Source organism: uncultured Eudoraea sp. (assembly GCF_947258925.1).
Taxonomy (GTDB): Bacteria; Bacteroidota; Bacteroidia; order Flavobacteriales; family Flavobacteriaceae; genus Eudoraea.
This window is the reverse complement of the sequence record NZ_CAMYKG010000019.1, coordinates 1-25,776: the sequence shown is the minus strand read 5'-3', so window position 1 is coordinate 25,776 and position 25,776 is coordinate 1. Positions and strand designations below refer to the sequence as shown.

Annotated in this window: 23 protein-coding genes; 17 read left to right on the top strand and 6 right to left on the bottom strand. The window is 39.2% G+C overall.

Annotation, left to right across the window (positions count from 1 at the left end; translation table 11 throughout):
• Positions 1-24: 24 nt before the first annotated feature.
• The 3 genes from Q0X77_RS08155 (at position 25) to Q0X77_RS08145 (ending at position 2,584) form a co-directional block, all read left to right on the top strand.
• Positions 25-594: a hypothetical protein gene (locus Q0X77_RS08155; protein WP_297795731.1), complete on the top strand. Its 570-nt coding sequence runs from the start codon at positions 25-27 to the stop codon at positions 592-594.
• A gap of 100 nt (positions 595-694) precedes the next feature.
• Positions 695-1,828, top strand: coding sequence for a DUF819 family protein (locus tag Q0X77_RS08150; protein ID WP_297795728.1), 1,134 nt, complete (start codon positions 695-697; stop codon positions 1,826-1,828).
• A 222-nt stretch (positions 1,829-2,050) separates the two neighbouring features.
• The gene (locus Q0X77_RS08145) at positions 2,051-2,584 is read left to right on the top strand and encodes a hypothetical protein (RefSeq protein WP_297795725.1); all 534 of its coding nucleotides are present in this window, start codon (positions 2,051-2,053) and stop codon (positions 2,582-2,584) included.
• A gap of 187 nt (positions 2,585-2,771) precedes the next feature.
• On the opposite strand, the gene Q0X77_RS08140 is transcribed toward Q0X77_RS08145, so the two are convergent.
• Both Q0X77_RS08140 and Q0X77_RS08135 read right to left on the bottom strand, forming a co-directional pair.
• Positions 2,772-4,994 (bottom strand): molybdopterin cofactor-binding domain-containing protein, encoded by a 2,223-nt coding sequence (locus Q0X77_RS08140; protein WP_297795722.1) that lies wholly within the window; start codon positions 4,992-4,994, stop codon positions 2,772-2,774.
• Positions 4,978-5,478, bottom strand: coding sequence for a (2Fe-2S)-binding protein (locus tag Q0X77_RS08135; RefSeq protein WP_297795719.1), 501 nt, complete (start codon positions 5,476-5,478; stop codon positions 4,978-4,980). Before Q0X77_RS08135 ends, Q0X77_RS08140 begins: the two co-directional genes overlap by 17 nt.
• 335 nt (positions 5,479-5,813) lie before the next feature.
• On the opposite strand from Q0X77_RS08135, the gene Q0X77_RS08130 reads away from it, so the two are divergent.
• From Q0X77_RS08130 to Q0X77_RS08120, 3 genes are all read left to right on the top strand, one after another.
• The gene (locus Q0X77_RS08130) at positions 5,814-7,040 is read left to right on the top strand and encodes an aminotransferase class V-fold PLP-dependent enzyme (protein WP_297795716.1); all 1,227 of its coding nucleotides are present in this window, start codon (positions 5,814-5,816) and stop codon (positions 7,038-7,040) included.
• Between the two features lie 82 nt (positions 7,041-7,122).
• Positions 7,123-8,754: an aryl-sulfate sulfotransferase gene (locus Q0X77_RS08125; RefSeq protein WP_297795713.1), complete on the top strand. Its 1,632-nt coding sequence runs from the start codon at positions 7,123-7,125 to the stop codon at positions 8,752-8,754.
• Positions 8,755-9,611: 857 nt separating this feature from the next.
• A complete protein-coding gene (locus Q0X77_RS08120) occupies positions 9,612-9,878 on the top strand; it encodes a hypothetical protein (protein ID WP_297795710.1) in 267 nt (88 codons plus the stop codon).
• A gap of 171 nt (positions 9,879-10,049) precedes the next feature.
• On the opposite strand, the gene Q0X77_RS08115 is transcribed toward Q0X77_RS08120, so the two are convergent.
• Positions 10,050-11,354, bottom strand: a complete 1,305-nt coding sequence (locus Q0X77_RS08115) for a serine hydrolase (RefSeq protein ID WP_297795707.1) — start codon at positions 11,352-11,354, stop codon at positions 10,050-10,052.
• Between the two features lie 292 nt (positions 11,355-11,646).
• Between Q0X77_RS08115 and Q0X77_RS08110 the strand changes: the two genes are divergently transcribed.
• The 6 genes from Q0X77_RS08110 (at position 11,647) to Q0X77_RS08085 (ending at position 18,979) form a co-directional block, all read left to right on the top strand.
• The gene (locus Q0X77_RS08110; RefSeq protein ID WP_297795704.1) at positions 11,647-12,912 is read left to right on the top strand and encodes a nitrate/nitrite transporter; all 1,266 of its coding nucleotides are present in this window, start codon (positions 11,647-11,649) and stop codon (positions 12,910-12,912) included.
• 253 nt (positions 12,913-13,165) lie between these two features.
• Complete coding sequence (locus tag Q0X77_RS08105) at positions 13,166-13,618, top strand: hypothetical protein (RefSeq protein ID WP_297795989.1); 453 nt, start codon at positions 13,166-13,168, stop codon at positions 13,616-13,618.
• A 349-nt stretch (positions 13,619-13,967) separates the two neighbouring features.
• Positions 13,968-15,710, top strand: a complete 1,743-nt coding sequence (locus tag Q0X77_RS08100) for a tetratricopeptide repeat protein (protein WP_297795701.1) — start codon at positions 13,968-13,970, stop codon at positions 15,708-15,710.
• 183 nt (positions 15,711-15,893) lie between these two features.
• Positions 15,894-17,660, top strand: coding sequence for a carboxypeptidase-like regulatory domain-containing protein (locus Q0X77_RS08095; RefSeq protein WP_297795698.1), 1,767 nt, complete (start codon positions 15,894-15,896; stop codon positions 17,658-17,660).
• A 96-nt stretch (positions 17,661-17,756) separates the two neighbouring features.
• A complete protein-coding gene (locus tag Q0X77_RS08090) occupies positions 17,757-18,149 on the top strand; it encodes a hypothetical protein (RefSeq protein ID WP_297795695.1) in 393 nt (130 codons plus the stop codon).
• Positions 18,150-18,184: 35 nt separating this feature from the next.
• Positions 18,185-18,979, top strand: a complete 795-nt coding sequence (locus tag Q0X77_RS08085; protein ID WP_297795692.1) for an SGNH/GDSL hydrolase family protein — start codon at positions 18,185-18,187, stop codon at positions 18,977-18,979.
• Between the two features lie 170 nt (positions 18,980-19,149).
• Here the strand turns inward: Q0X77_RS08085 and Q0X77_RS08080 are convergent, their stop codons facing one another.
• The gene (locus Q0X77_RS08080) at positions 19,150-20,862 is read right to left on the bottom strand and encodes a hypothetical protein (protein ID WP_297795690.1); all 1,713 of its coding nucleotides are present in this window, start codon (positions 20,860-20,862) and stop codon (positions 19,150-19,152) included.
• Between the two features lie 364 nt (positions 20,863-21,226).
• Between Q0X77_RS08080 and Q0X77_RS08075 the strand changes: the two genes are divergently transcribed.
• From Q0X77_RS08075 to Q0X77_RS08055, 5 genes are all read left to right on the top strand, one after another.
• Positions 21,227-21,517, top strand: a complete 291-nt coding sequence (locus tag Q0X77_RS08075; protein WP_297795688.1) for a lipopolysaccharide assembly LapA domain-containing protein — start codon at positions 21,227-21,229, stop codon at positions 21,515-21,517.
• A gap of 404 nt (positions 21,518-21,921) precedes the next feature.
• Positions 21,922-22,653: a DUF6090 family protein gene (locus tag Q0X77_RS08070; protein ID WP_297795685.1), complete on the top strand. Its 732-nt coding sequence runs from the start codon at positions 21,922-21,924 to the stop codon at positions 22,651-22,653.
• Positions 22,654-22,665: 12 nt separating this feature from the next.
• Positions 22,666-23,430, top strand: coding sequence for a DUF6090 family protein (locus Q0X77_RS08065; protein WP_297795682.1), 765 nt, complete (start codon positions 22,666-22,668; stop codon positions 23,428-23,430).
• Between the two features lie 127 nt (positions 23,431-23,557).
• Positions 23,558-23,824: a DUF6090 family protein gene (locus Q0X77_RS08060; protein WP_366939200.1), complete on the top strand. Its 267-nt coding sequence runs from the start codon at positions 23,558-23,560 to the stop codon at positions 23,822-23,824.
• Between the two features lie 32 nt (positions 23,825-23,856).
• Positions 23,857-24,717, top strand: coding sequence for a DUF1080 domain-containing protein (locus Q0X77_RS08055; protein ID WP_297795679.1), 861 nt, complete (start codon positions 23,857-23,859; stop codon positions 24,715-24,717).
• A gap of 311 nt (positions 24,718-25,028) precedes the next feature.
• On the opposite strand, the gene Q0X77_RS08050 is transcribed toward Q0X77_RS08055, so the two are convergent.
• Together Q0X77_RS08050 and Q0X77_RS08045 are read right to left on the bottom strand one after the other, a co-directional pair.
• Complete coding sequence (locus Q0X77_RS08050) at positions 25,029-25,388, bottom strand: cyclic nucleotide-binding domain-containing protein (protein WP_297795677.1); 360 nt, start codon at positions 25,386-25,388, stop codon at positions 25,029-25,031.
• Positions 25,357-25,776: hypothetical protein (locus Q0X77_RS08045; RefSeq protein WP_297795674.1), on the bottom strand; the 420-nt coding region annotated here is incomplete at its 5' end. The genes Q0X77_RS08050 and Q0X77_RS08045, both read right to left, overlap by 32 nt.

Here is a 25,776-nt window from a genome sequence, read left to right as displayed (position 1 = left end):
GCATGTTCACCAAAACAGGAACCCATGAAACACATATTTTATTTACATGGAATGATCATAGAGGTACAGGGAATTAATGCGGTAAGTGATCAATTTGGGCCGTATGAATACAATGCCATTATAGATTCACTAAAGGCAACCGGAGCAGAAGTTCATGCCGAGGTACGTACTGAGGAAACAGACTTTTTTGAATTCGGAAAGAAAATTTCAAAGGAAATAGACGGTCTTATTTCCAAAGGAGTAGCCCCTTCAGATATTACGGTAATAGGAGCTTCCAAGGGTGGGATGATTGCTATGTACATTTCGGATATGAATCCCCATAAGATTAATTATGTTCTTCTGGGATCTGACAGCCCTTATACCCGGAAGACTTTTGACTTTAACCTGCATGGTACTATTTTGGGGATTTATGAAAGGTCAGATAACATAGCCCCTGACAATTACCAATACTGGATTGACAAATCTACCAATGCCGGCAAATTTGAACAGCTCCGGATAAATACTGGACTTGGACATGGTTTTTTATATACACCTAACAAAGCATGGTTGCTTCCTGCAACTGAATGGCCGAATCATCGCGATCCAAAGGAATAAATTTTAATAGAAAAAGGTTAGGAATTAATTACCTGACAAATTAGTTATGAGCAAGAAAAGCCCGGGATTCAGCCTGTTATTATTTTGATATCTTTAGACTATGACCTTTACTGAAAACCCTATCTATGTCTTAGGAGTATTATGTTTGATGGTTATTGCCGCGGTGTATGCATCAAAAACGGCGATTGGTAAAAATTTTGGGGCCGCTTTGTTGGTAATACTTTTTACGGCCGTTATTGCTAATCTGGGGTTAATACCTTCCGCATCTAATTCAATCCCTTTATATGACGGTATTTTCACCTATATAGCTCCTATTTCTATTTTCTATTTATTGCTGGGAGTTAATCTTAGTTCGATAAGAAAAGCCGGAGCCCCTATGATCATTTTGTTTTTAATTGGGTCCCTGGCGACTACAATTGGAGTTCTTTTGGCATGGTATATCATCTCTCCGCAGGATATACTGGGTGAAGATGGTAAAATAATAGCGGGTATGCTTACAGGAACCTATACAGGAGGTAGTGTCAACTTTAATGCCGTGGCGCTCGAGTATGATTTTCAGGAACGTGGCATACTTTACGCCGGAACGATAGCAGTAGACAATGTAATTACAACCTTGTGGATTATAGCCACTTTGTCTATCCCGGCAATCCTTAGAAAATTCTGGAAAGATAAAAGAGTAGAGAAAACAGCCGCAACTATAAAAGCACAGGATAAGGAACAGCTTAATTTTCATTCACTAATCTGGTTGCTCTTTCTGGGCATTACCGCATATTATGCCTCTGAAATGATAACTGAACTATTTCCGAAGGTCCCTTCCATATTAACACTTTCAACAATTGGGATCTTCCTGGCACAAATTCCCTTTGTAAACCGTTTAAAAGGAAGTCACCCTTTGGGGTTATACCTGGTATACATATTCCTGGCTGTAATTGGGGCCTACTGTGAAATTAGCGCTGTTATTGAGCTAAAGGAAGTAGGGCTTACCTTGCTGCTGTTTGCCTCTACTTCTGTATTGTTGCATGGGCTCATCTTAATTTTAATTGGCAGTTTTTTATACCGTGACTGGGAAATGTTATCTATCGTAAGCCAGGCTAATATTGGTGGCGGTACTACGGCTATAGCCCTTGCGGAGACCTTCGATAGAAATGAACTCATCTTGCCTGCCATCCTTGTGGGCACTTTAGGTAATGCACTTGGTACTTATTTAGGTTTTCTTGTGGTCTATATTTTGTAATGGGCACATCCTTGAATGTAAGTGGTATAGAAAATTTCATCCCCATAATAGGTAGATCATCTGATTTTTATGCAAATTGTACAAATATATTTAAACCAAGAATTCATCACTTTTATAGATTTAATAGTATTTTGACTACAAAATGTGGCAGTTGACCACAATTTTTTTTTTGTTTGGACAAAGTTTAGCTCCTTTACCATCCCAAATCTTAAAATTAGTACCATGAACATTAAATACCTATTATCCCTTGCCTTTGTTTTAACTTCATTTTTTGTATCAGCAGAGTGTGACAACACTTATTCATCAGCTTCCTATGCCTTAAACCATACGAAGAAGTCAATGAGTGCGAAAAATTTTGACCATCAGAAGTATTATGCTTATAAGGCCCTTGAAGCTTTGGAAAAAGCAAAAAAATTAATTGAAAGTTGTGGATGTGATAAAGCAATAGACCCTATTCTCAACGGGATTGAGAATTTGGAAAAAGCTGCAGACCCTAAAGATTTTGATATGGGAAGGTATTACACTAAAAAAGCTTTTGGTGATATTCAGGATCTGATAGGAGAATTAGATGTCTATACACAAGCCGGTATTCAGGATGAAAATATTCCCGATTATAATATAGATAAAGACCAAACCAAAGAAAAAGTATTGCTTGCCGAGCTTACCGAGATCAAAAAGAAGCAAATAAAACTTGCACGGGAACAAAAAATACTACTGAAACGCCAGAAATTCATCGAAGAGAAAATATATAAATAAGCCCAACCCTATTTATCCAATTAAAGTTTAAAAGGCAGTTCTTAAAACAGGAACTGCCTTTTTATTTTATAGTTAGCTATTATCGTTCTGTCTGCAATAGGCCTGTATAAGATCATAGAGTTAAAACTATCCCATTGAGGAGTAAGGTTATAGTGAAATTCTATCCCAAATATATCCCAAAAACCAGTCAGGCTAAGGGTTTTGGCTTTGTCACCAAATTGTGATTTTTAATAGGAAGGCTCCTTATCCGCATTCCTGATGCATTAAATATCGCATTTACCACTGCAGGGGCAATTCCGGGGGTACTCGGTTCACCGGCCCCACCCGGAAAGTTATCGCTGGTTATGATATAGGTTTCTATTTTAGGTGACTCATCCATGCGCAGCATCTGGTAATCATGGAAATTACTCTGTTTCACCGCGCCGTTTTCGATGGTTATTTCGCCATAGAGGGCGGCTGTTAGTCCAAAAATAATTCCACTTTCCATTTGCGCTTTAAAACCGTCGGGGTGAAATGCAAATCCAGGATCCGCCGCACATACTACCCTATGTACCTTTAGCTTGTCTTCTATTAATTCTATCTCTGTCACCTGGGCCACAATAGTACCAAAAGACTGGTGAAGAGATATCCCGCGTCCCCAATTAGCCGGAAGTGGTTCCTCCCAATTGGATTTCTCCGCAGCCTTGTCCAATACTTTCAAATATCGGGGTGCATTTGTAAGATGCTCACGTCTAAATTGATAGGGATCTTTATTGGCTTTAAACGCCAATTCGTCCATAAAGGATTCTGTAAAAAAGGCATGCATAGAAGAGTCTACGCTACGCCAAAATCCCCAGGGGATATGTGTTTCACTATTGGTATAATGTATGTATTGATTGTCTACGGCATAAGGAATGTGCGGGGCCTCTTCCGGTTCGTTTTTAAATACGAATTGGTTGTTCCAGGCGGTTATCATGCCTTTAGGATCCAAAGCTGCTTTAAAACGACTCACATTAGCCTCTCGGTAATGATCCTGTCTTATATCTTCTTCACGAGACCAGATAAGCTTAACCGGATAATCCACTTCTTTGGCAATCAAGGCAGCTTGTACCGCTACATCCGGAACGGATCGTCGTCCAAATCCGCCGCCCAGAAATTGATTGTTTACAATAACTTCTTTTCGGTCAATACCAAGGGCTTCTGCAACGCTGTTGGCAAATCCCAAAGGATTCTGGCTCCCTACCCAAATCTCGCAGCCATCCGCATTTACCAAAGCTGTACAATTCATTGGTTCCATAGCGGCATGTGCCAGATATGGTACACGATATTCCGCTTCTACCACATTGGTGGCTTCTTCAAAAACTGCCGTGATATTCCCTTTTTTGATATCTTTTTCTTCCTTACCCTCTGAAATAGCGCTATCCATATCCTGCAAATACCTATCATAAATATCTGATTGCGCAACAGCATCATTGGCGCTTTTCTCAAATGCTATAGGTAATTTGTCAATTGCATTCTTGGCCAACCAATACCCATCTGCAATAACGGCAACAGCACCTTCTAAATTGACCACTTTATGAACTCCAGCCATATCTTTAATAGCCTCATTGGCAAGGGGTTTAACTTTTGCCCCGAAGACGGGCGATGCTTTAATGGCTGCATATTTCATATTGGGCAGAACCATGTCAATACCAAAATTTGCTGTTCCATTGACTTTTGATGGGATGTCAAAACGCTGTGGTGAGGTTCCCATGATAGTGAATTCCTTCGATGTCTTAAGTAATGGCTTGGCCGGCTGTTTTAAGTTGGCTGCTTTAACCGCCAGATCTGAAAATTTAGCTGTTCTATTAGTCTCCGGATGGGAGATTTTACTGTTCTTCACTACCAATTCTTCTGCCGGAATTTCCCACTGTTCTGACGCTGCTTGCAGTAAGACTGCCCTGGCTGCTGCACCTGCCACTCTCATGGCGAACATTCCCGTAAAACGCACAGATGCGCTACCGCCTGTTATTTGAAGGTTTATTTGTTTGGTAGCTGTCAAAAAGAAGCCATCAACAGTACCCATAAGAATGGACGGAATATCTTTTGGCCCAAGGATAAAACCTTTTGCCAGGGCATAATTGGCATACTCCTTATTACCCGGAGCTTCGAGCATACGTACTTTGGTCCAATCGGCATCCATTTCATCTGCCAGCATCATAGGCAGTGTTGTATGCACCCCTTGTCCCATTTCTGCATGTGGTACAACTACAGTAATAATATTATCCTTATCAATTTTCAGCCAGATGTTCAGCACCGTTTCGCCTTCACCTGCAATTAAATCTTTTACCTTTTTTGCCCGGTTTCCTGGTCTGATAGCAACGCCAAGGACCAGTGCTCCGCCGGTGAGCACCCCAGTTGTAATAAATGCTCTTCTACTCCATTTCCCCATGATCCGTATCTTTTTTGTTTGATGATGCTTTCAGTAATTCGGCCGCACGCTTAATTCCTTTTCGGACTCTTGGGTAGGTCCCACATCTGCAGATATTGCCGCTCATTGCCTGGTCGATATCTTCATCTGTTGGAGCCGCGTTAGTAGCTAATAAAGCATGGGCTGCCATGATTTGACCCGATTGGCAATAGCCACATTGGGGAATTTGTTCTTCTATCCAGGCCGTTTGTACAGCATGCAATTCGGTAGTGCCGGGTGCAATACCTTCTATGGTGGTTATTGCTTTACCCTCAGCTGATTGTACCGGGGTTAAACAAGATCGAATGGGAGTACCATCAAGATGTATGGTACAGGCCCCACACTGTCCTATTCCACATCCAAATTTTGTTCCTGTCAATCCAAGTTGTTCACGGATGACCCATAACAATGGGGTATACGGATCAACGGATACGTCATGTATCTCATTATTTATGTTTAAAACCATTCGTTGTATTAAAAAAGAATTAGTATTAATTGAGAGCGGTTCTTGTATTTTTTAAAGCTACATATAATTATTGAATAAGCTTAGTTGCATTTAAATTTATGCAGTAAGGTATTCCCCTAAAAAATTATCGGATTTTAGGTAATTTACTTTTTGTACGACATCCTTATAAACAAATTTTTTAAAAGATAATTGATTACCTTGGTCACGCAACCTGCAGTAAAAAATCTTGCCATAAATTTCTAATTATCAGAGATACCATGTTGTCAAGATTGCACAGCAGTTGCAGGATCCCCACGATAGTAGTTATAAATATTTATTGAATAACATTTTTCATTATGAAACTTGATTTGCAATTTGTACGTGCTCAATTTCCCGCTTTTGAAGAACCATCTCTGCAAGGATGGGCTTTTTTTGAAAATGCTGGAGGATCATATCCCTGTGCTCAGTTTATTCAAAGGTTAACTGACTTTTACATGAAGAACAAGGTGCAACCGTACTATCCTTACCCTGCTTCTATGCGAGCAGGAGAAATGATGGACGAATCTTATAGGAGAATAGCAGATTACCTTAATGTTGAAGCTTCAGAAATTCATTTCGGTCCTTCCACCACCCAAAATGTATATGTACTGGCAAATGCCATGCGACCCATGTGGCAGGATGGTGACGAAATCATCGTTTCCTGTCAGGATCATGAAGCTAATGCCGGAGCATGGAGAAGACTGGGAGATAGAGGAATTAAAGTAGTTGAGTGGCACGTAGCTTCAGATACCGGATTGCTCAGCCTGGATGACCTGGATACTTTGCTTTCCAGCCGAACGAGGATGGTGGCATATCCGCATTGTTCCAATGTAATCGGCGATATTAATCCGGTAAAAGAAATCAGCAGAAGAGCCCATGAAAAAGGAGCACTCTCCGTTGTTGATGGCGTGGGTTATGCACCACATGGTTTTCCTGATTTAAGGGAACTGGGAGCAGATATTTATCTTTTTTCATTGTACAAAACATTTGGTCCTCATTTAGGGTTGATGTATGTACACCGGGATTTAATGGGAAAGATGGAAAACCAATCGCATTTTTTCAAGGAGGGTATCACCAGGAGTATGTTAACCCCTGCAGGACCGGACCATGCTCAAATTGGATCGGCTTGCGGAATCATAGACTATTTTGACGCAGTTTATGAACATCATTTTGATGAGGAAGCAACACCGGCTCAAAGAAATAGTGCATTGAATAAATTATTCCGGGAACATGAAAAAGCCCTTTTAGAGCGCTTACTTGATTTTTTAAGGTCCCGGGATGATGTAAGAATAATTGGTTCTGACGGTGCCGAAGACAGGGCTCCCATTGTTTCTATTATCCCTTTAAATAAAAGCCTTAAAAAGGTATATGAGGATTTAACAGCGCAGCAATTGATGTTGGGTATGGGGGATTTTTATGCCGTTCGCCCATTAATGGATATGGATATACCCAGACAACCCGGGGTGTTGCGAATTTCCTTTATGCATTACACCAGTATGGACGAAATTAATCAGCTGATAGAGGGCTTGAAAAAGGCGTTGTAGAATCACTAAACTATTCAAATTGAAATAAATATCCTTATCCATTACAACATACACTTTAACCATTTCTAAAACTTTTTCTTATATGACTTCCAGATTTGTTCTTATGGCATCTTTTGTTATGTTAACTCTTATAAGTTGTGCCGGCCCGCCGGTTGCAACAAATGTTCAACTGCTGCCTAATCCTAATAAAAATGCACCCTTAGCAGGGATACTCACCTTTACTGCCGACCGTCCGGTAAGTACCACATTAATTATTGATGATGGAACGAGAGCAGATACCATTCAACCCGATTCTACCTTTAAAACAAATCATGAATTGCTGGTGTTAGGGCTGAATCCGGATAAAACCCATCAGGTCACAGCAATACTTCGGGATGAAAAGGGCAGGGAACTTGTCCTGGATTCTCTTTCAATTACAACCCCTCCTCTCCCGGATGATTTTCCTGCCCTTGAACTGGTGCAGCAAAAAACCGGAGAAATGGAGCCGGGTATAACTATGTTTACTGTATTTCGCTGGAAAGAACCATTTGATGATGATTCTGAATGGGGCTATGCCATAGCGGTGGATGATACGGGTGAGGTGGTTTGGTATTTAAAAACAGATTACTGGGTAGATGAAGTCAGGAGAAAACACAACGGCAACCTAATGCTTGGAGGCGTGGAAGACGGACGTGTTTTTGAAATAGATATGCTTGGTAATACCATTCAGGAATGGCATTCCGCCGGTGCAGTTACAAAACCTGTAACGGAAGCAAGCATAGCAGTGGATACAGATATGTTTCATCACGATGTCCTGGAACTGGCATCCGGAAATTTTCTCGGGCTGGGTCTGGAAGTACGTTCACTAAAAGATTTTCCGGTGGAGTATCCACCTTCAAATAAAAAACGAACTGCGGATGTTGCAGGAGATGTCATCATAGAGTTTGCACCCAATGGCAGTACGATTCGTGAATGGTCTCTCGTAGATATTCTTGATCCCCGGCGCCTGGGTGATGGATCTTTAAGAGGAGGCCATTACTACGATATTTATAAAGATCGTTACGATCCGCTTCCCTATGATATTACCCACAGTAATGCCATTTATTACATAGAAGAGGAAGATGCCGTTCTTGTCTCATCCAATTTCCAATGTGCGATTTACAAAATTGATATGAAAACCGGCAACTTATTATGGATCCTTGGGGATCCTACCGGTTGGGAGAAACCCTGGTCCGACAAACTCCTGAAGCCGAAAGGCAATTTAACCTGGCCGTGCCACCAGCATGGAGTAGAAATGACCCCACAGGGTACAATTCTTATGTATGACAATGGCGGAGCACGCTTTATACCTCCAAATCCGCCAATGCCGGATGAAGAGCGTTTTAGTCGGGCACTGGAATTACGGGTGGATGAAGCTGCAGGGACCGTTGAAGAAATATGGTCTTACGGACCGGAAAAGGAACGTTTTATATCACCCTTTATCAGTGATGCGGATTATATGCCTACTACCGGCAATGTCCTTATTACAGATGGTGGGCGCTTTAAAGACGAGGATGGCAATCTGATGACAGACTTCGGAGGTCACCAGTGGGCAAGGATATTGGAGGTGACTAAAGAACCCGCTACAGAAAAAATCTGGGAACTACATATTTCTGATCCTGAAATACGCTATTCGGTATACAGGGCTCAACGATTATATAGTCTATACCCCAAATTGGACCGACCAACCGGATAAGGAATTCAATGGATAGCAATATATTATTCTCAATTCCAATTGAAGAATATACAGATTATGTCTAATAGGAATATTAAAAGCATTAAACGTATTAAACAAAACCCATTAATCCTGTTTTAGAAAACCCATTGTGCTGAATATTTGTCTTAGAGTAACCTAAAACAAAATTTTGGACAAAAATTAAAAGATATGACTCATAGTTTTAATAGTTTATTTCTATTAGTTGGGATACTAGTATAAATCCGGGACTATCATTTTTGCCAGGATCGAATTATTGAATAAGCACGCAAATAAATAAAACTGCTTCAGAATGGACTGCAATTGCTTTCCTGAATCTGTTTAAACTTTCACTGTGGTGCCAAATTGTTTTATCAAATCTTTGTGATTGTTAACAAATTTATGGATCCTCCAGCCAAAGAAATAATACAATGATTGGTCTCCGGTCCAGCGCAGGTAATATTTGTAGTGGCCTTTAATTTCTATAACCAGGATAAATGCCTCTTCTAAGGCTTGCTTACTACTTATGTCCGGGTAATGACCTAATAAAAATCGAATCCATTTGGCCAGGTATGGGCGATTTCTATGTCGTGCGCCCTCTCATGGATATAGGCATACCATTAGAACCGGGTGTGTTGAGAATGTCTTTTTTGCATTACACAAGTATGGAGGCCATTGATCAGTTAATTACCGGCTTGAAGACCGCCCTATAGTAAAAACCTAAATCGTTCGAGTGTTTCGCCAGGGTTGAATACCTCCCCTTTTATTTCATAGGAAACATCCACTAGATAGGTAGCAGGGTGAAATATATCGTAAAAAGAATCGTTCTAGTTTTTTAACCCCTTATTAAAACCTATATTATGTTTAAGAAATCTATTTTAGGAATGTCCATGTTAGCAATAATGGCTTTTGGCTTTAGCAGCTGCTCCGACGACGATGCTGATGATACGAATTGTGAATCCTGTGATCTGCAAGGCCAGGCGGTAGAGATTTGTGATAATGGAGACGACACTTTTACGCTTACTGCCGCCGGCCAATCTGAAACGATTTCGGCAGAGGAACTTGAAGGAGTATCACCAGCTGAATATATTCAATTGATATGTAGTTTAGGAGATTTCATTCCATAAGTAAATTAATTACCTACTATTAGCAGATAGCCCAACCTTAAACAGGTTGGGTTTCTTATTTATAAACCCTTGCCTGATCCAAATAAACAATGCTGCATATTAGTGAAGCACTATTTTCGTGAAAAAAATGGGTTTGGGTTTTATAAAACAACTATGAAGTTAGAGCACTACTTAGAGGTGCAGCATATTGTTTGGAAGGCTGTTAAAGGCAATTTTGGTAGCAGACTGGTCATATACCTTTTTAATAATCTTGTATAAGTCGGGTACTACCGTTTTCGCAATCCTGGAATTATTATTCAGTAGTACACAAATCCCCAGATCTGCCTCGGGATATACGGCAATTTCATTTCTGAAATTGTTTACACTTCCACCGTGGTGCCAAATGGTTTTTTCCTGCCTGGTCTGATCCTCAATAAATTTATGGATCCTCCACCCAAACCCATAATACGATGTTTGGTGTCCGGGCCAACGTTGGTAATATTTATAGTGGCCTTTAATTTCTATAGCCGGGTTAAAAGCCTCCTCTAAGGCCTGCTTGCTCATTATCTCCGGGTTATGCCCTAACAAAAATCGCATCCATTTAGCCATATCATCAGCGCTGGCATTAATACCTCCCGCAGCTATTGCATTAAAATAACTATTTCTGAGTTTTTTAGATCTCCAACCGTTTCGCCTTTTTGAATGTGGTACTGCAACATTTTCAGCATGTAATAAGGTTTCGTAATCCATCGTAGTGGAACACATTTCCAGTGGCTTAAAGAACCTGTCATCCAATGCTGTGGTAATTTCCTGCCCGGTGGCTTTGTACATCATCTCCCCCGAGAGAGCAAATAGCGCATTCTGATAACTGTATATAGAACCGGGATTACTAATTGGATCTACCTCTTTAAAACGTTTAGCAATATCTGTTAATGGCAAACCGGCCTCAACTAAATTCGTGTAGCTATGATAAGGCGCCCCTGAAGTATGGGATAAAATATTGGCAAGCGTAATTTTATCTGTATTGCTTTGATCTCCCAACTGAAATTCCGGAATATAATCGCTGACCTTATCTTCCCAATCTATCTTGCCCTCATTTTTTAAATCGGCAGCCAATATCCCTGCAAATCCTTTGGATAGGGATCCGAGTCTGAAAATGGTCTGGCCGTCAACACCTGCATCGACATTAATATTTCTTTTACCGAATCCATCTGAAATTACAATCGAATCTCCTTTAACAATACTTACCCCTGCACCCACTATTGCCCCTGATGCAATGGCTTTATCAAAATATGCTTGTATGGCACGCTTTAATTCCTGTTGTTGCCATTTATAAAGCTGCGCCAGTTGTTGATCTACTATGGATTTAGTTGACCCATCCGTTGAAAATGCTTCTTCTGAGGTAGAATTTGTTGCAGTAGCATAGACACCTATAGCGAGGACAAAAAGGGTAAGCGTAAAAATAGCGCTGACTCTCAGAATTTTGCTTCGCTTCATAGGAAAAATACTATTTCGATTTAGTGGTAACACGATGAAAATAAGGTTTTATAAGTTATTAACCGATTTAAAACGTGATTATTATGTATTTCAGTACTTTTTATATCGAATAAATTAAAGGGTTTTTAGCCTAACCACACAAATATTTATCATCACTGCGCAACAATAGGTCGTTTACTTCTCGTATATATTCCTAATGCCTTCTTCTGTTGATAATTCAGTACCTTGGACTGCCAAACACCAATTTTAACTTTAGGTGGTCAAAATTCTGACGTAAAATTCATCAAAATCCATGAATCAAACAAAAGCTCCCTGGTACTTCCTCTTACTTCTTATTTTGGCCGGGGAATCTGTATTTATTCTGCCATTTGTTCTTTCAAGAGTCTTCCGGCCAACAGTACTGGAAGCATTTAATTTAGACAATGTACAGTTAGGTATTTGTTTCTCGGTCTATGGCATAATTGCCCTGCTCTCCTATCTTTTTGGAGGTCCTTTGGCCGATAAATACCCCCCCAGAAAATTAATCGCATCGGCCCTATGGATGACGGCCTTAGGAGGTTTGGTTTATGCTACTTTTCCCGGTTATACCGTGTTAAAAATACTATATGGCTATTGGGGTTTTACTACCATCTTTTTATTTTGGGCTCCTATGATCAAGGCCACCAGAATATGGGGTGGGTCTTCTTCTCAGGGCAAAGCATTTGGCTTTTTGGATGGGGGACGTGGGCTGGTAGGCGCACTATTCGGTGCTTTGGGTGTATCTATTTTTTCATTATTTATTACTGATGAAGTTTCAGAGGCCACAGTTGCCGAAAGTCGTATGGCTTTTAAATATGTAATTCTGGTAACCTCAGGCATAGTAGTGTTTGTAGGCTTAATGGTCTGGTCCTTTATGAAAATGGATCGCAAAGTAGAAAAAGAGATCGTTCTTGATAAAATAACGCTATCACAAATAAAAGAAGTTTTGCGTTTGCCATCGGTATGGCTTCTTATGATCATTATTCTTTGTGGCTATGTTGGCTATAAAATTACGGATGTGTTCTCACTCTACGCACAGGACGTTATGCTTTATGATCAGGTAGGATCAGCCCAGGTTGGTACCTTTTTGCTATTTATCCGCCCTGTAATTGGTGTCCTTATTGGGATATTGGCAGATAGAACGAATACCACCATTTGGCTCGTCATTAGTTTTGTAGTCACTTTCTTCGGAGCTTTATTATTCGCAACTGGATTAATTACAGATTCGGAAACCCTATTGTTTTTTATATCCATATTGGTTGTGGCCGCCGGAGTGTACGCTGCCCGTGCATTGTACTTTGCCGTTATGGAGCGGGGTCAAATCCCATTAGTATTAACAGGGACTGCTGTTGGCCTTATTTCGCTCATAGGTTATACCCCGGATATCTTTGCCGGCCCTGCCATGGGTGTTCTCTTAGAGAATTCCCCGGGTGCCGTTGGGCATCAACATGTGTTTTGGATGTTGGCCCTGTTTGCCTTCATTGGTGGCATTGCCGCCTGGTATTATTTCCGTTTGTATGGAAAGCAGGAAGAGAGTTGATTCATAAAAAGGGGAATACTAGCTTATAAGACTATATAATCCTGTACCGAATTAATCGCCATGAAAATCACCTAGTCCTCTATGATAAACGAACCCACTGTGGTTTGTTGGCCAAACAAAATCCGATTACCAGGTGAATTGAACCCGCTTCAAGCCATATAACGGGTGTTTATCATTGATCATAGCAATAAATGCCCGAATTGGCAGTTATTGCTTTCTTAACAATGTTTAAATAATATAAACCAACAAAATGATGAAAAAAGTTTTATTTGCAGCCCTCCTATTTGTTTCAATATTGGAAATAAAGGCCCAGGCCTATGAATACAGAATTGTAACTAGTATTGAATCTGTAGTTCCTATGGGTGTCGGAAGATCCAGGATAATTTCAGCCCAGGAAGACAAGGATTACAAGGAATATACCTCAAGTCGGACAGAAGAAAATAAAAAGCAGAATAAATCCAAACGAGGAGATGCTAAGGTGGACAATTTTGATGAAACAAAAATTCTCAATTTCTACAGTGCAACAGGTATTAATTTTCAAAATGTTGCTTCAAATGATGCCCTGCTTTCATCAAAAGTGAATACTATGATAGAAGAAGGCTGGGAATTGGCATACGTTACCAGTGGCGTGGAAAGCGACGCGGGGAAAGGTGATGGAACAGGCATTTTTATTACCAGATTCATTTTTAAGAGATTGAAATCTTAGAGCAATTCTTATCATGATCTTTTTAGCACGATAGAGTAGCTATTTTATTTACTTGGAAATAAAAGCCTCCACCTTGAACGTCGGAGGCTTTTTTATATCAAAGAATCAGGTATAAGCCTACGACCATCCTCTAAAAGACTACTGCCAAAATAGAATTCATGCTAATTAGTTCAAGTATGCGTAAGCTCCCTTAGCCCTGTATTGATTACTGAATTCACCAATGCAGAGCACCCTGTCATACCCTTTTTATCAACTAGAGCAGGGTTTTAATTGCATTTAATCGCTGGTTTTGACCCAAAAAATAGGCCTCATCTTATTTTTTGTATTTTTAGATTTTAACCGAGATTAAATGAAATTCAATGACTATTTTAATGAACTTAAGCGGCGTAATGTCATTAAGTCTGCAATAGCTTATCTTGTAGTAGCCTGGTTGATTACGCAGGTGCTGTCAACCGTATTACCTGCGTTCGGGGCCCCAAATTATTTGCTAAAGTGGTCTTTGGTAGCATTAGCAATTGGTTTTCCAATATGGCTAATTCTGGCCTGGGTATACGAATTTACGCCGGAGGGTATTAAGAAAACTATTGATGTTGAACCGGGTAAGTCTATTAGCACAAAAACAGGCACTCGCCTTAACAAGTTAATCATAACGACACTTACTTTAGCCATTATTGTTCTTTTAGTTGATCGGTTTACCAGGGACTCTGCGGAGGTAGTTGAGTACGGAAATAAGTCTATCGCGGTCATGGCCTTTGCGGATATGAGCCCTAATAAAGACCATGAATATTTTTCTGATGGTATTAGCGAGGAGTTATTGAATCTTTTGGCTAAGTTACCGGAACTCAAAGTCATAAGCCGTACTTCTTCATTTTCTTATAAGGGCAAGGATACCAAAGCAACGGAGATAGGCAATGAACTTAAAGTGTCTCATATTTTGGAGGGTAGCATACGCAAAGCAGGGAATATGATCCGCGTTACGGCACAATTGATCAATACCAAAGATGGTAGTCATGAGTGGTCACATACCTATGACCGGGAACTAGATAGTATTTTTAAAATTCAGGATGAGATTGCCGCTGAGGTCAGTAAAGAATTGGAGATATCGATATTGGGTTATCCCTTAAAATCTCAATCTATAGATCCGGAAGCGTATAATTTATATCTTCAGGCCAATCATTTGGTGAATCTAAATACGAAAGATGCTTATGTTGAGGCCGAATCCAAAGTGAAAGAATCTATTGCCCTGGATTCAACCTATGCCCCTTCATGGCGTTTACTGGCCGGAATATACAATACCGGCACCTACAATTTTAGTATTCGAGAACCAAAAGAAGGGATTTCTTTGGGACTAGATGCGGCATATAAAGCTATTGAATTGGATCCCGATTCGGGTTATGCCTATGCCACTTTAGCAAGTCTGCAGGAACTTAACTGGGATTTTGAAGCATCCTCTAAGAATATGAATAAAGCACTCACCTTAGTGCCTAATGATGGTATCATAATGGGCACAGCTGCGAATATGCCCTTTGGCGATTTGGAGAAGGCGGTTGATTTGTTAAAGAAGGCAATAGAGACAGATCCCTTAGTTTACACTAATTATTTTAACCTTGGGCATGCCTATTATAGGATGAATCGCCTGGACGAGGCAGAAGAGGCGTTCAAAACATTTGAATTGTATTATCCCAACTGGGAAATATTACATTATATGATAGCTAAAATTCGATTGGCCCAGGGTAGAAACGATGAAGCCCTTGCTGAAATAGAGCAGGAAAAGCATGAGTTTTTCAGTCTCTATGGTCGGAATTTTATCTTTTATGCAAGGGGTCCTAAGACCACGGCAGATAGCTTGTTTGCTGAATTCCTGGATAAGTACAGCGATACAGATCCTGCCAATGTTGCAGATCTTTATGCGTTTAGGGGTAATTATGACGAATCTTTTCATTGGTTAAATATAGCTTTTGAGGTTAAAGATCCTGTTTTGCTGGAGGCACTAACATATCCATCTTTTAAACCTATGCATAGCGATGCACGTTGGAAAGATCTGATCATTAAAATTGGGTTACCGGAGGATCATGGATATCCAATGTATTAATGAGTGAATTGAATGTTCTGAATCTTATGCGAATTACATGCTATTACCGCAACCAACCTTTCCAGTAAGCAATTTGAAGTACGAAGTGTGAAGTTGGAGGTTGGAAGTTCAAGTTTTATACTTGTTCTATTACGTTATATTGGGTATCTTTAAGGAAAACGAATATAAATAACGTATTGTGCTATGAATGCGAAGAATTTATGGGCGTTTATTCTGTTTAGCTTTATTCAGATAGGTTTCGCCCAGGAAAAGGAAAATATGATTTATGGAAGGGTTACAGATGGGGCTTCTCCCTTAAAAAATGTAGCTGTCCGGGTTTCGGATACTTCAACCGACACATCCACCGATGAAAATGGATATTATCAGATTAAAGCTTCACCGTCCGATGTTTTAGTATTCAGTTATATGGGACTGAAAGATGAAGAGATCATCGTGGAAGATGTTACAAGCAGGTTAAACATTGAAATGAAATTGAAAATTGAGGAACTTGATGAAGTTAATGTCACCAAAAAATTAAATAAAAGAAACCAGGACTACCTGCGATATCAATACACATTCGATAAGGGTGTGATTAATACAGCCTTCGGTTATATTAACAAGGACCTCGTGGGTAATTCGATGTATGTTGTTGAAGGCGGCAGATTAAACCCCGGTGCCGTAGATATTCTAACTGCCCTGCGCGGAAAGATACCTAATTTACGTATCGGAACAGCCAGGGGAACTACAGGTAACCTAGGCGAAAGGGCTATTTTTCTGAGAGGAAGATCTTCCATTAACAATCCGGCACCGGCCATATTTGATGTAGATGGAATAGTCATGACACAACCACCGCTGTTCTTAATAATACAAAATATTGAAAGAGTTGCTGTTATTCCCGGTTTATTAGGGGTAACCCGTTATGGTCCTATAGCACGGGGCGGAGTTATTATAATCAATACCAGAGGCTCTAATATCGTAAAAGAGCCAGGTACCAATTCATTATATGATTATGCTAAATTGAGGGATAATATCTACCAGGGTGATGCACTTGATCAGGAAGGAATTTTAAAAAATTCGTCCAATTATATTAAAGCTTTATACGGAAGTTCTAATCTTACAGAGTCAAAACAATTCTATGAGCAATATGCAAAAACCTTAAAAAACGATCCTTACTTTGTTCTGGATAGCTATTTATTTTTCTCAGAAAGGGGAGCCACCACCTATGCCACAGAGCTATTAGAGGAAAATATCGGACTTTTTAGAAATGCTGTACAATGCAAGGCTTTGGCTTATGCACTGGAAGTAACGGATAAACCCGATTTGGCCAATGAATATTATAAAAAAATATTTTTGTTGCGACCAAGTTACGCACAATCTTACCGGGACCTTGCCAATAGCTATGTTGCTTCCGGTAACTATAAAAGGGCTGCCAATTTACTTGTGCGTTATTTGCACCTTATTAATGAAGGGTTTTTTCCAAAGGATAACAGTGGCATAAGTGGCATAGTAAAAGAGGATTTTATGAATCTGCTTATACGGCACAAAAATGATATTTCAGAAAACTCTGATTTAGATTTTCCAGCGATGAATAGATTGAAACAAGAGGGAACAAGAATCCTTGTTGAATGGAATGATAGTGAAGCAGAATTTGATTTACAATTCGTAAACCCTGAAAAACACTATTTTACCTGGGAACATACTACTAAAAGTAATCCCGACAGGATCAGAGATGAAAAAATCAGGGGGTACTCTTCAGAAGAGTTCTTTATATATGAACCTTTACCCGCAGATTGGCAGGTAAATGTATCCTACAAAGGCAATAAAAAATTAACGGCCACCTATTTAAAGCTAACAGTTTATAAGAATTATAATACGCGTTCGCAAAAAGCATTTTCCAAATTATACAGGTTACGGCTTAAAGACGTGAATCAGCAATTGCTGGACTTCTCAGAAATTATGAGCCTTCCATAAGGGCGTATTTTAAAGAGGAAAATCGATTACCGGAGGATCATGGATATTAGTTGCTTTTACTTACCCTTGCGCATCAAATTGTTAAAACTGAATCCTATGAAATATCTCTTTTCCCTTACATTTTTGGTACTGTTTATTACTTTCCAAATGAATGCCCAGATGGAAAACCAAACTGAAAATAATGATGTTGATGCGTTAATTGGTGAATGGGTAATCGATTTAAGACCAACACCACAATCTGAAGGATACTTTCAGCCCTTTATAGTAGAATCAATCGAAGGAAATAATTTAAAAGGTACTTTTTATGGAAGTGCCCTTGAAAATGCTCTATTAAATGATAATTGGGACAAAGTATATTTCGCATTTACTACAAGAGATAATAGCAACGAATATTATCATTCTGGTTATTTGCACAATGGTGAGCTATTTGGAATTACCTATTGTCCGAATAGAAACTTAACAGCACCCTGGACAGGCACAAAGAAATAAAAATACACACAGTATAACATCTCGAATCAATTAAAATGAAAAATGTAGTATTCTTTTTTATTTCTATTTTCTTATTCTCAATTCATGTATCCGCCCAAAATTTCAACAATATCGTTGCCTTTGGTGATAGCTTTACAGATAACGGTTATGTAAATGGCCATGGCTTCAACCGAGATACCAATGGGCTTGTATGGGTAGAATATTTAGCTTTATTGATTGAATGCCGGTACGTGGACAACCGTGCCTGGGGTGGAGCCAGGACAGACAATGGACATTATATGGGATTTGATTGGTCGGGTTTTAATTGGCAAATAGACCAATACGAATTGACAACTAATGCTGAGGAAACACTTTTTTCAGTTTGGATAGGTATAAACGACTACTGGGATAATAAAGATGACCCTTCAAACTCCGTCAGGAATATTAAAACCGGACTACAAAAGCTCATAGAAAAAGGAGGGAAACATTTCATCGTATTTAATAATTTTGACCTCACCCTGGCACCTGGTTACGGTCCAGAGACGGCGTATCACAGTCTTATTCCCGCTGTGCAGGAATTAACAAAAGAATTCAACTCTGAACTTGTCAATATGCTCTTTGATAAAAAAACAGGGTTGGCGAAATCATTCCCGGGAATAGAAATATACTTTGTTGACATATATGCATTTATGAACCATTTGGTTTCCAACAATCAGTTCAATGAAAAACCATGGAAAGGAACCTATAAATTTCCCGAACCGGAAACATACTTATGGTATGATGAATGGCACCCAATGACCAGTTGCCACAAACAAATAGCTGAATTGGTTTTAAAAGAACTTAAAAAATAATACTGAATATATACATAAGCCCGTCTTAATTTATCCTAACCATGGAGCTTGCCGGGACATGGAATCCTCTTATGCGTGAGCGTTAAGTACCTGCGTCAACTATAGTAAACCGGGGAGTAAAACCATCCTTTTCTACCTATGATTATCTAATACTAATTTTGGTTTAATAATTAATTCCAAATTTTATTAGAGCCTGTCATTTCCCAATGTCCTAAAGAGATAGGAATGTTCCCAATGCTATTTAGCATATCAAAAAAATCTTTGAGTATAAATGGTTTTTCCTCCTGCTCCATGCTTTTGGCATAGGCCGCCATGGCGTTTTCCAATAGGTATTTTCCTGTGATATAACTGGTGCCATACCCGGGTTGTCTGAGGTACAGATGCTGTTCAAAAATAAGTAACTCCTTTTCCGTTTTCATCCACCTCCTGGGGGTATACTCTGAGTGTATTCCTCCGGCTTCCTCCATCGTCATTTCATTAGCGTGTGCATACAAAGAACCCAAACCTCTTGCGGCCCTTTGAGCGATCATAATATATACAATTTCCCTGGTCCTTGGACTATCGCTATATAGTCCGGCTTGCATAAACATTTCCTCAACGGCGGTAGCAGTGCCTTCATTTCTGGAATCAAAAATATTATATAATAACGGACCGCGGCGTATCTCACTTTTATGAGGTTCGACCTTCATCCTTGCTAATTCAAACCAATGATAAAAATGCGAGTATAAAGGTCGGGGGTCATAATGCTCCCCTATCAGGAAAAAGTTTCGTTTCTCCCTGGGAACATATTCACCAAGATGTTCTCGCAAAGCAGGTTCAAAATAGGGCTTTACGGTTACTATCTCCTGTTCCCGTAAAAAACTGATCAGACTATTTGCAGCAGCATCTGCCAGCTTTTGGTAAGCTTCCGGTGAGTTAGCATCTTCCAATTCCGGTAAATCTCTATTCTTATGTTCTTCCAGTTTTAGGGAGGCCCAGGCCCTTGCCAGTTCCCTCTTTAAAATCATGACCTCATCTTCCCAGGTCAAAGGAACAAGGTGCACATTTTGAAGGTACCAGGTGTAATTTTCCTTACCAATTCCTGAAGGCCCGGTTTTAGAATTTGATTGTTCCTTTAACCACGTAACGAAATTATCTGTAGAAGTAATGGCCTGGTTTATGACTGCTACTATTTCCTTATCTGCTTTTATTTCCTCTTTTTCTTTAAACTTATTAAGGACCCTGCTTTGTTCCTCGATATCTCTAATCCCCGTGATCCACAAATCTTTCGCATTACCTGTCAGGTTGTTTTTTGCCTGTTCATTTAAACCGGGGATTACCTTAAGATCTTTGATAAGGCGTGTACGTTCACTTTCGGATAAAGGATAGCTGTAGGTCCATAATTCCGTTGTTCGATGATGGGTGGGGCCTTCGTGTGCCGGAACATCACTTTTATAGGTCCAGACCGACTTATAAAAGGCCGGATCTCGTTCCCAGGGCCTAAGAACCCTATAATTAAAATCATAACCATTCATTTCAGCCCAAACTATCATCCAGTCTACCTGTTCAGGGACTGGCCAGGAAGTAGTATCTATAGCTAATAGTTCAGTTTTTAAGGTATTAAATTGGGGGTGTCTTTTCTCAAAACCAGTGCGCGAATAATCTGGTACTCCATTAACTTGTGGAGGGTTTTCAAATGTCCTCCATTTAGTAAACAGACTAACCAGGCTCTCATATTTAGTACTGGTGTATTCTGTTTGTGGGGATATCTCTTCCTTTTCTTGTAAACAGCTCATAAACAAGAATGAGATACTAATCGCTAAAGCAACATATTTCATATTGGCCATGTGTTTATTATTTCTAAATATATAAATTCCTTCTTCTCTAATATTACCCTTTCCCATTTAAATTGTTTTGGCTTATTTTTTGTGTGAAAGCACAGGCTTTAGTATCTGTCTTTTTTGAATAATTTCCATATCATCTTGAATCGAGACCCTGTTTTGAGCAAGTTATATTGCCCCCGGTTGGCGATAGGTAACCCCGCCAATAAAAGCAACTTTTGTTGCGCTATCTAGTGTGCACATGTTGCTGATAAATATATCCAAGGGTTTTAACTAATATAAAGTTTCGTTAATAAGATTCATTAAACAATACATATGATGAAGATCATTTATTCACTTTAAAACAAGGTGTATTTTTAAATGAATTTTAGTAGGGTACGTTTAATTAAAAAAACTAAAATGAAACCAATTAAGTAAACTATAAAAAATGAAACAGACAACTAATTTAGGATTAACAATAATAGCACTGATATTTGTTGTTATATTCACACTTCAAAACACCACTGAAGTAAGTATTACGCTATTATTTTGGAACATTAAAACATCATTAGCTTTATTAATATTTTCTTTATTCTCTTTTGGTATTATAATTGCAATTTTTGTTCTAACGCCAATAATTATAGCACTTAAATCTACATTAAAAAAAGACAAAAAAATCATTTCTGAATTACAAGAAACCAGTGACGCGTATTCTGAAAAGCAAGTCGAAAATAATTAATATCCGGCTAAAACGCATGGTATATTTAATTGTCTGAATAGAAGTGGAATCGGGAGTTATAGTTCATATAAAGATTATCGTAATTTGAAAGAGAATAGCCCCTCGCTGGCGCGAGCGTCACACTCGTGACATTAAAGCTCTCAGTAATTTATCTTTCAAAGGTCCATCATACCCTCGCTGGCGCGAGCGTCACGCTCGTGACATCAAAGCTATCAGCAATTTATCTTTCAAAGATCCGTCATACCTAAGTGTAAGCCTTTATTATCAATTTTGAGTACAGTTTCCAGGCCTCCTGCAATCGTTATATCAGTTGGATGGTCTGTTTATTCCTCATGATTTATCATATTACCAGAGGTGTTGGATAATTCAGTATCTTAGAAAGAACAACCAACCTCTTCTTTCTTATGATAGGCTTCTTTAGAAAAATACGCAAAAAACTCGCAGACGATAACAAGCCTTTAAAATATGCCCGCTATGCTATTGGGGAGATTGTTCTTGTTGTTATCGGTATTTTGATTGCATTGCAGATCAATAATTGGAATGAAGACCGAAAAGCAAAAACTATTGAAAAAGAACTTTTACAACAATTCCATACAGAATTAAATTCCGATATCAATGCGATTGAAAATACCATAATAATCTACAAAGAGGTTAATTATTCGTGCGAGGTACTTATCAAGCATATTAAAAATCGGGGAGACTATCACGATTCACTTAGCTATCATTTTGCCCAATGGAATAGCTATGAGCATTTTAATTTAAATAGTGGAGCCATATCAAATCTAAACTCAAGAGGCGTGGATATTATTTCTAATCCGGATTTGAGAAATAGCATATTAAATCTTTATAACCAGACTTATACCTACAGCAAAGACATAGGAGGCTTTTTTAGGGAAGATCACATTGCTTTTACTTATCCCATGTTCCTAAAGCGAATTGAACCCGTTGAATGGAAGAATAATGCTATCCCCAACAATTATGAAACTCTTATAGATGATCATGAATTTATGAATCATTTACAATGGATAAAGAATGCTTCTTTAAACAATTTGAATGTTTACAAGGAAGCAGTGATAGAAATACAAAACGTCATTAAAGCCATAGAAATAGAATTAAATGCAAGTAAGAATGTATAAGATAACAAAGCAATGATCAACTTCTTCCGTAAAATCCGACAAAAACTACTATCCGAAAACCCGCCAAACGGGCGGGCGGGCAAATTCAGTAAATATATCTTATATGCCGTTGGGGAAATTGTATTGGTGGTCCTTGGGATATTGATTGCTCTTCAAATAAATAACTGGAATGAGTTTAATAAAGACCGAAAACAGGAACGAAAAGTACTGACAGAGCTTTTGACTTCTTTAGAGCACAATTACAACCGAATGATTTTTGATTCAATAAACAGATCAAACTGGAAGAAATCAAGCGAAGTTATAATTAATCACCTTGAAAAAAAAGGGAAATATTCAGATACTCTGAACAAACATTTTCAGGATGCCCGAAAGCCAGGAACAAATCTTTCACTATCATATGCAGGGTACGAAGGATTAAAAAATGTTGGTTATAATATTATTATATCAGATACACTAAGAAAAAATATTATTGAGCTCTTTGAATTAACGTATAAAGACCTTCTTGAAGAAATGGAATATTTTGAATCTTTCCAACCCGATCGCCAATCACATATTGACAGACTGTTTAGCTATGAGCACAAAACATTTGATCCAAATAATCCTTTTAATGTTCCTCTCATTCCAAACGATTATGAATCATTAACCAATGATCCTATTTACTTACCAATGATTATATCAGTCACTGTACAAAGAAGTATAATTTCTGTAATGCTGCATCACAACTTAAAGGAAACTGCAAAAGTCATTGAATTGATAAATGATAAACTCAAACAATGATAAAATTTGTCTAGGACCGAGCGTATAGAAAATGTCTGGTAGACATTTTTAGTAGGACAAAGCGTAGCTATAGGCCAGATAAGGCGAAGATACCAGCCTGCCGCGTTGGAATTATAACTAAACAAGTATGATTAAATTCTTCAGACACATTAGAAAACAATTGCTGACTGAAAACCCGCCAAACGGGCGGGCGGGCAAATTCAGTAAATACTTGCTATATGCTATTGGGGAAATTGCGCTGGTGGTTATTGGCATCTTGATTGCATTGCAAATTAATACTTGGAATGAAGAAAGGACTACCATAGAACAATCTATAATGCTAGAAGGGTATGAACGAATTATAGACGAAAAGGCCATGGCAGATTTGATCGCATACTTACGAAATCCGGGATAAATCAATACCTTGAACTAAAGATTTTTAGAACTATGAAAACAAAATATCTTGTCCTAAGCTGCATGTTAATGACCTTTGCCTGTAAACAGGCGGAAAAGAAAGACCCTGATTGGAACTATCTTTTCAACGGGGATAACCTTGAACAATGGGATACCTACCTAGGCCCAAGTTTTGGGCCTGATGTAAGTTGGGAAAATATTGAATCGCAACCTGCTATCGGCCACAACAATGATTCCTTGGGAGTTTTTTCGATGGTAGATCTGGACGGAACTTCTGTAATGCGTATTTCCGGGCAGGTTTGGGGAGGAATTTTCACCAAAGGCGAATTTGAAAATTATCATCTTCAGCTTCAATTCAAATGGGGTAGTAAGAAATGGTATCCAAGAGAAGAGCCGTCTGATAAAAGGGATAGCGGACTCCTATACCATGGAATTGGAACTCATGGGGAAAATGACCTCTTCTGGCTAAAATCGCAGGAATTTCAAATTCAGGAAGGCGATTGCGGGGATTTCTGGGGTGTTGCAGGAACGATAATTGATGTAAGGGCACATATGGGTAAAGATAGCACCTATTATTATGACCCTAATGCCGAACTTTTAACTTTTAGCGAGCATAGTGAAAACGGTAGGAATTGTAAAAAATACCCCGATGCCGAAAAACCAAGTGGCGAATGGAACACCATAGACCTTTTCTGTTTCGAAGGGACAAGTGTGCACATGGTCAATGGTACCGTAACCATGATCTTGAATAATTCACGCCACAATGCCGGGGATGGAAAGGAGATTCCCCTAACAAAAGGGAAAATTGAACTGCAATCAGAATCCGCGGAAGTATTTTATAAGGACATTAAAATTAGGCCAATCAAATCCCTGCCAAATACGATTAAAGAGTAAAGCTCATTGCTAGTTAGTATCTATTTATGCTCATTAATTCCCCCTCGCTGGCGCGAGCGTCAGAATTATCAGGTACGAAGTTAGAAGTACGAGGCACGAAGTCAGATAATATGTTCATTGGTTTTATTTGTTATTGTTTTTCCGGGCAATTTTGATCGACGCCACTATTATCGCCTGCTGGCGTGAGCGTCACGCTCGTAACCAAAATGCTGTTTACTGGGTTTGATGTTTCAAAGATCCATAATGTCCAAGTGCATCCCTTTTTTATCTATTTTGAGTATGGCTTCCGTAAAAACCCCTGTAGCCAAAGATCAGGGATTATTGATCTTTTCGTTTGCTTCCCGTAATCTGTTCGACATTTTTTCCAGCAACCTATAAGCTAAGGAAGAGTCCCTGTTTATGGACTTGAAGAAATTTCGCTTATCAATTGTGAGTATTCTGACCTCCCCGGCAGCCCGAACGGTACACGAGCGCACATCGTTCTCAAAAAGGCCCATTTCTCCGAAGAAGTCCGACTCGCCCAGTTCCGCTATCTTTTGGTCTCCTTCAGGCGTTTCATGGATCACATCTACCCTGCCTTCCTGGATCACATAAAGGCATTTACCCTTGTCTCCTTGTTTAACAATGATTTCTTTGTCCTTATAAAGTTTGCCGAGCTTCTTGTTTTTCATGACTATTGCGATTAATTATTGATATGTTCGATGCTACCGTACTCTTGACTAGTCCAAAAAGAAGACTGGGATGAAGGAAGCGCCTGAGGATATTTCTATAACCTGCGCTGCCTGTGAAAGTATCCCAAAGAGCAGAGCTCAATCTGAGAGACGAATGCTCTTGTGTTTGTTCTTTTCCAACCCGGTCCAGCAATCCTCTTTTTAAAACAGCAGATTTTTGAATGATTCTGGTGATCAAGAAGATCCATTTTCCAACCCAGTTATCCTTGTCAAGGTCTCTGCATATAGGTTTATAATATTTTTCAAAGTGCCTTTCGCTGATGCCTTCAAAAATAACAGTACTCGCGGCGGCTTTTGCCGTAATGTAGGCGGCACCGATCCCATTCTT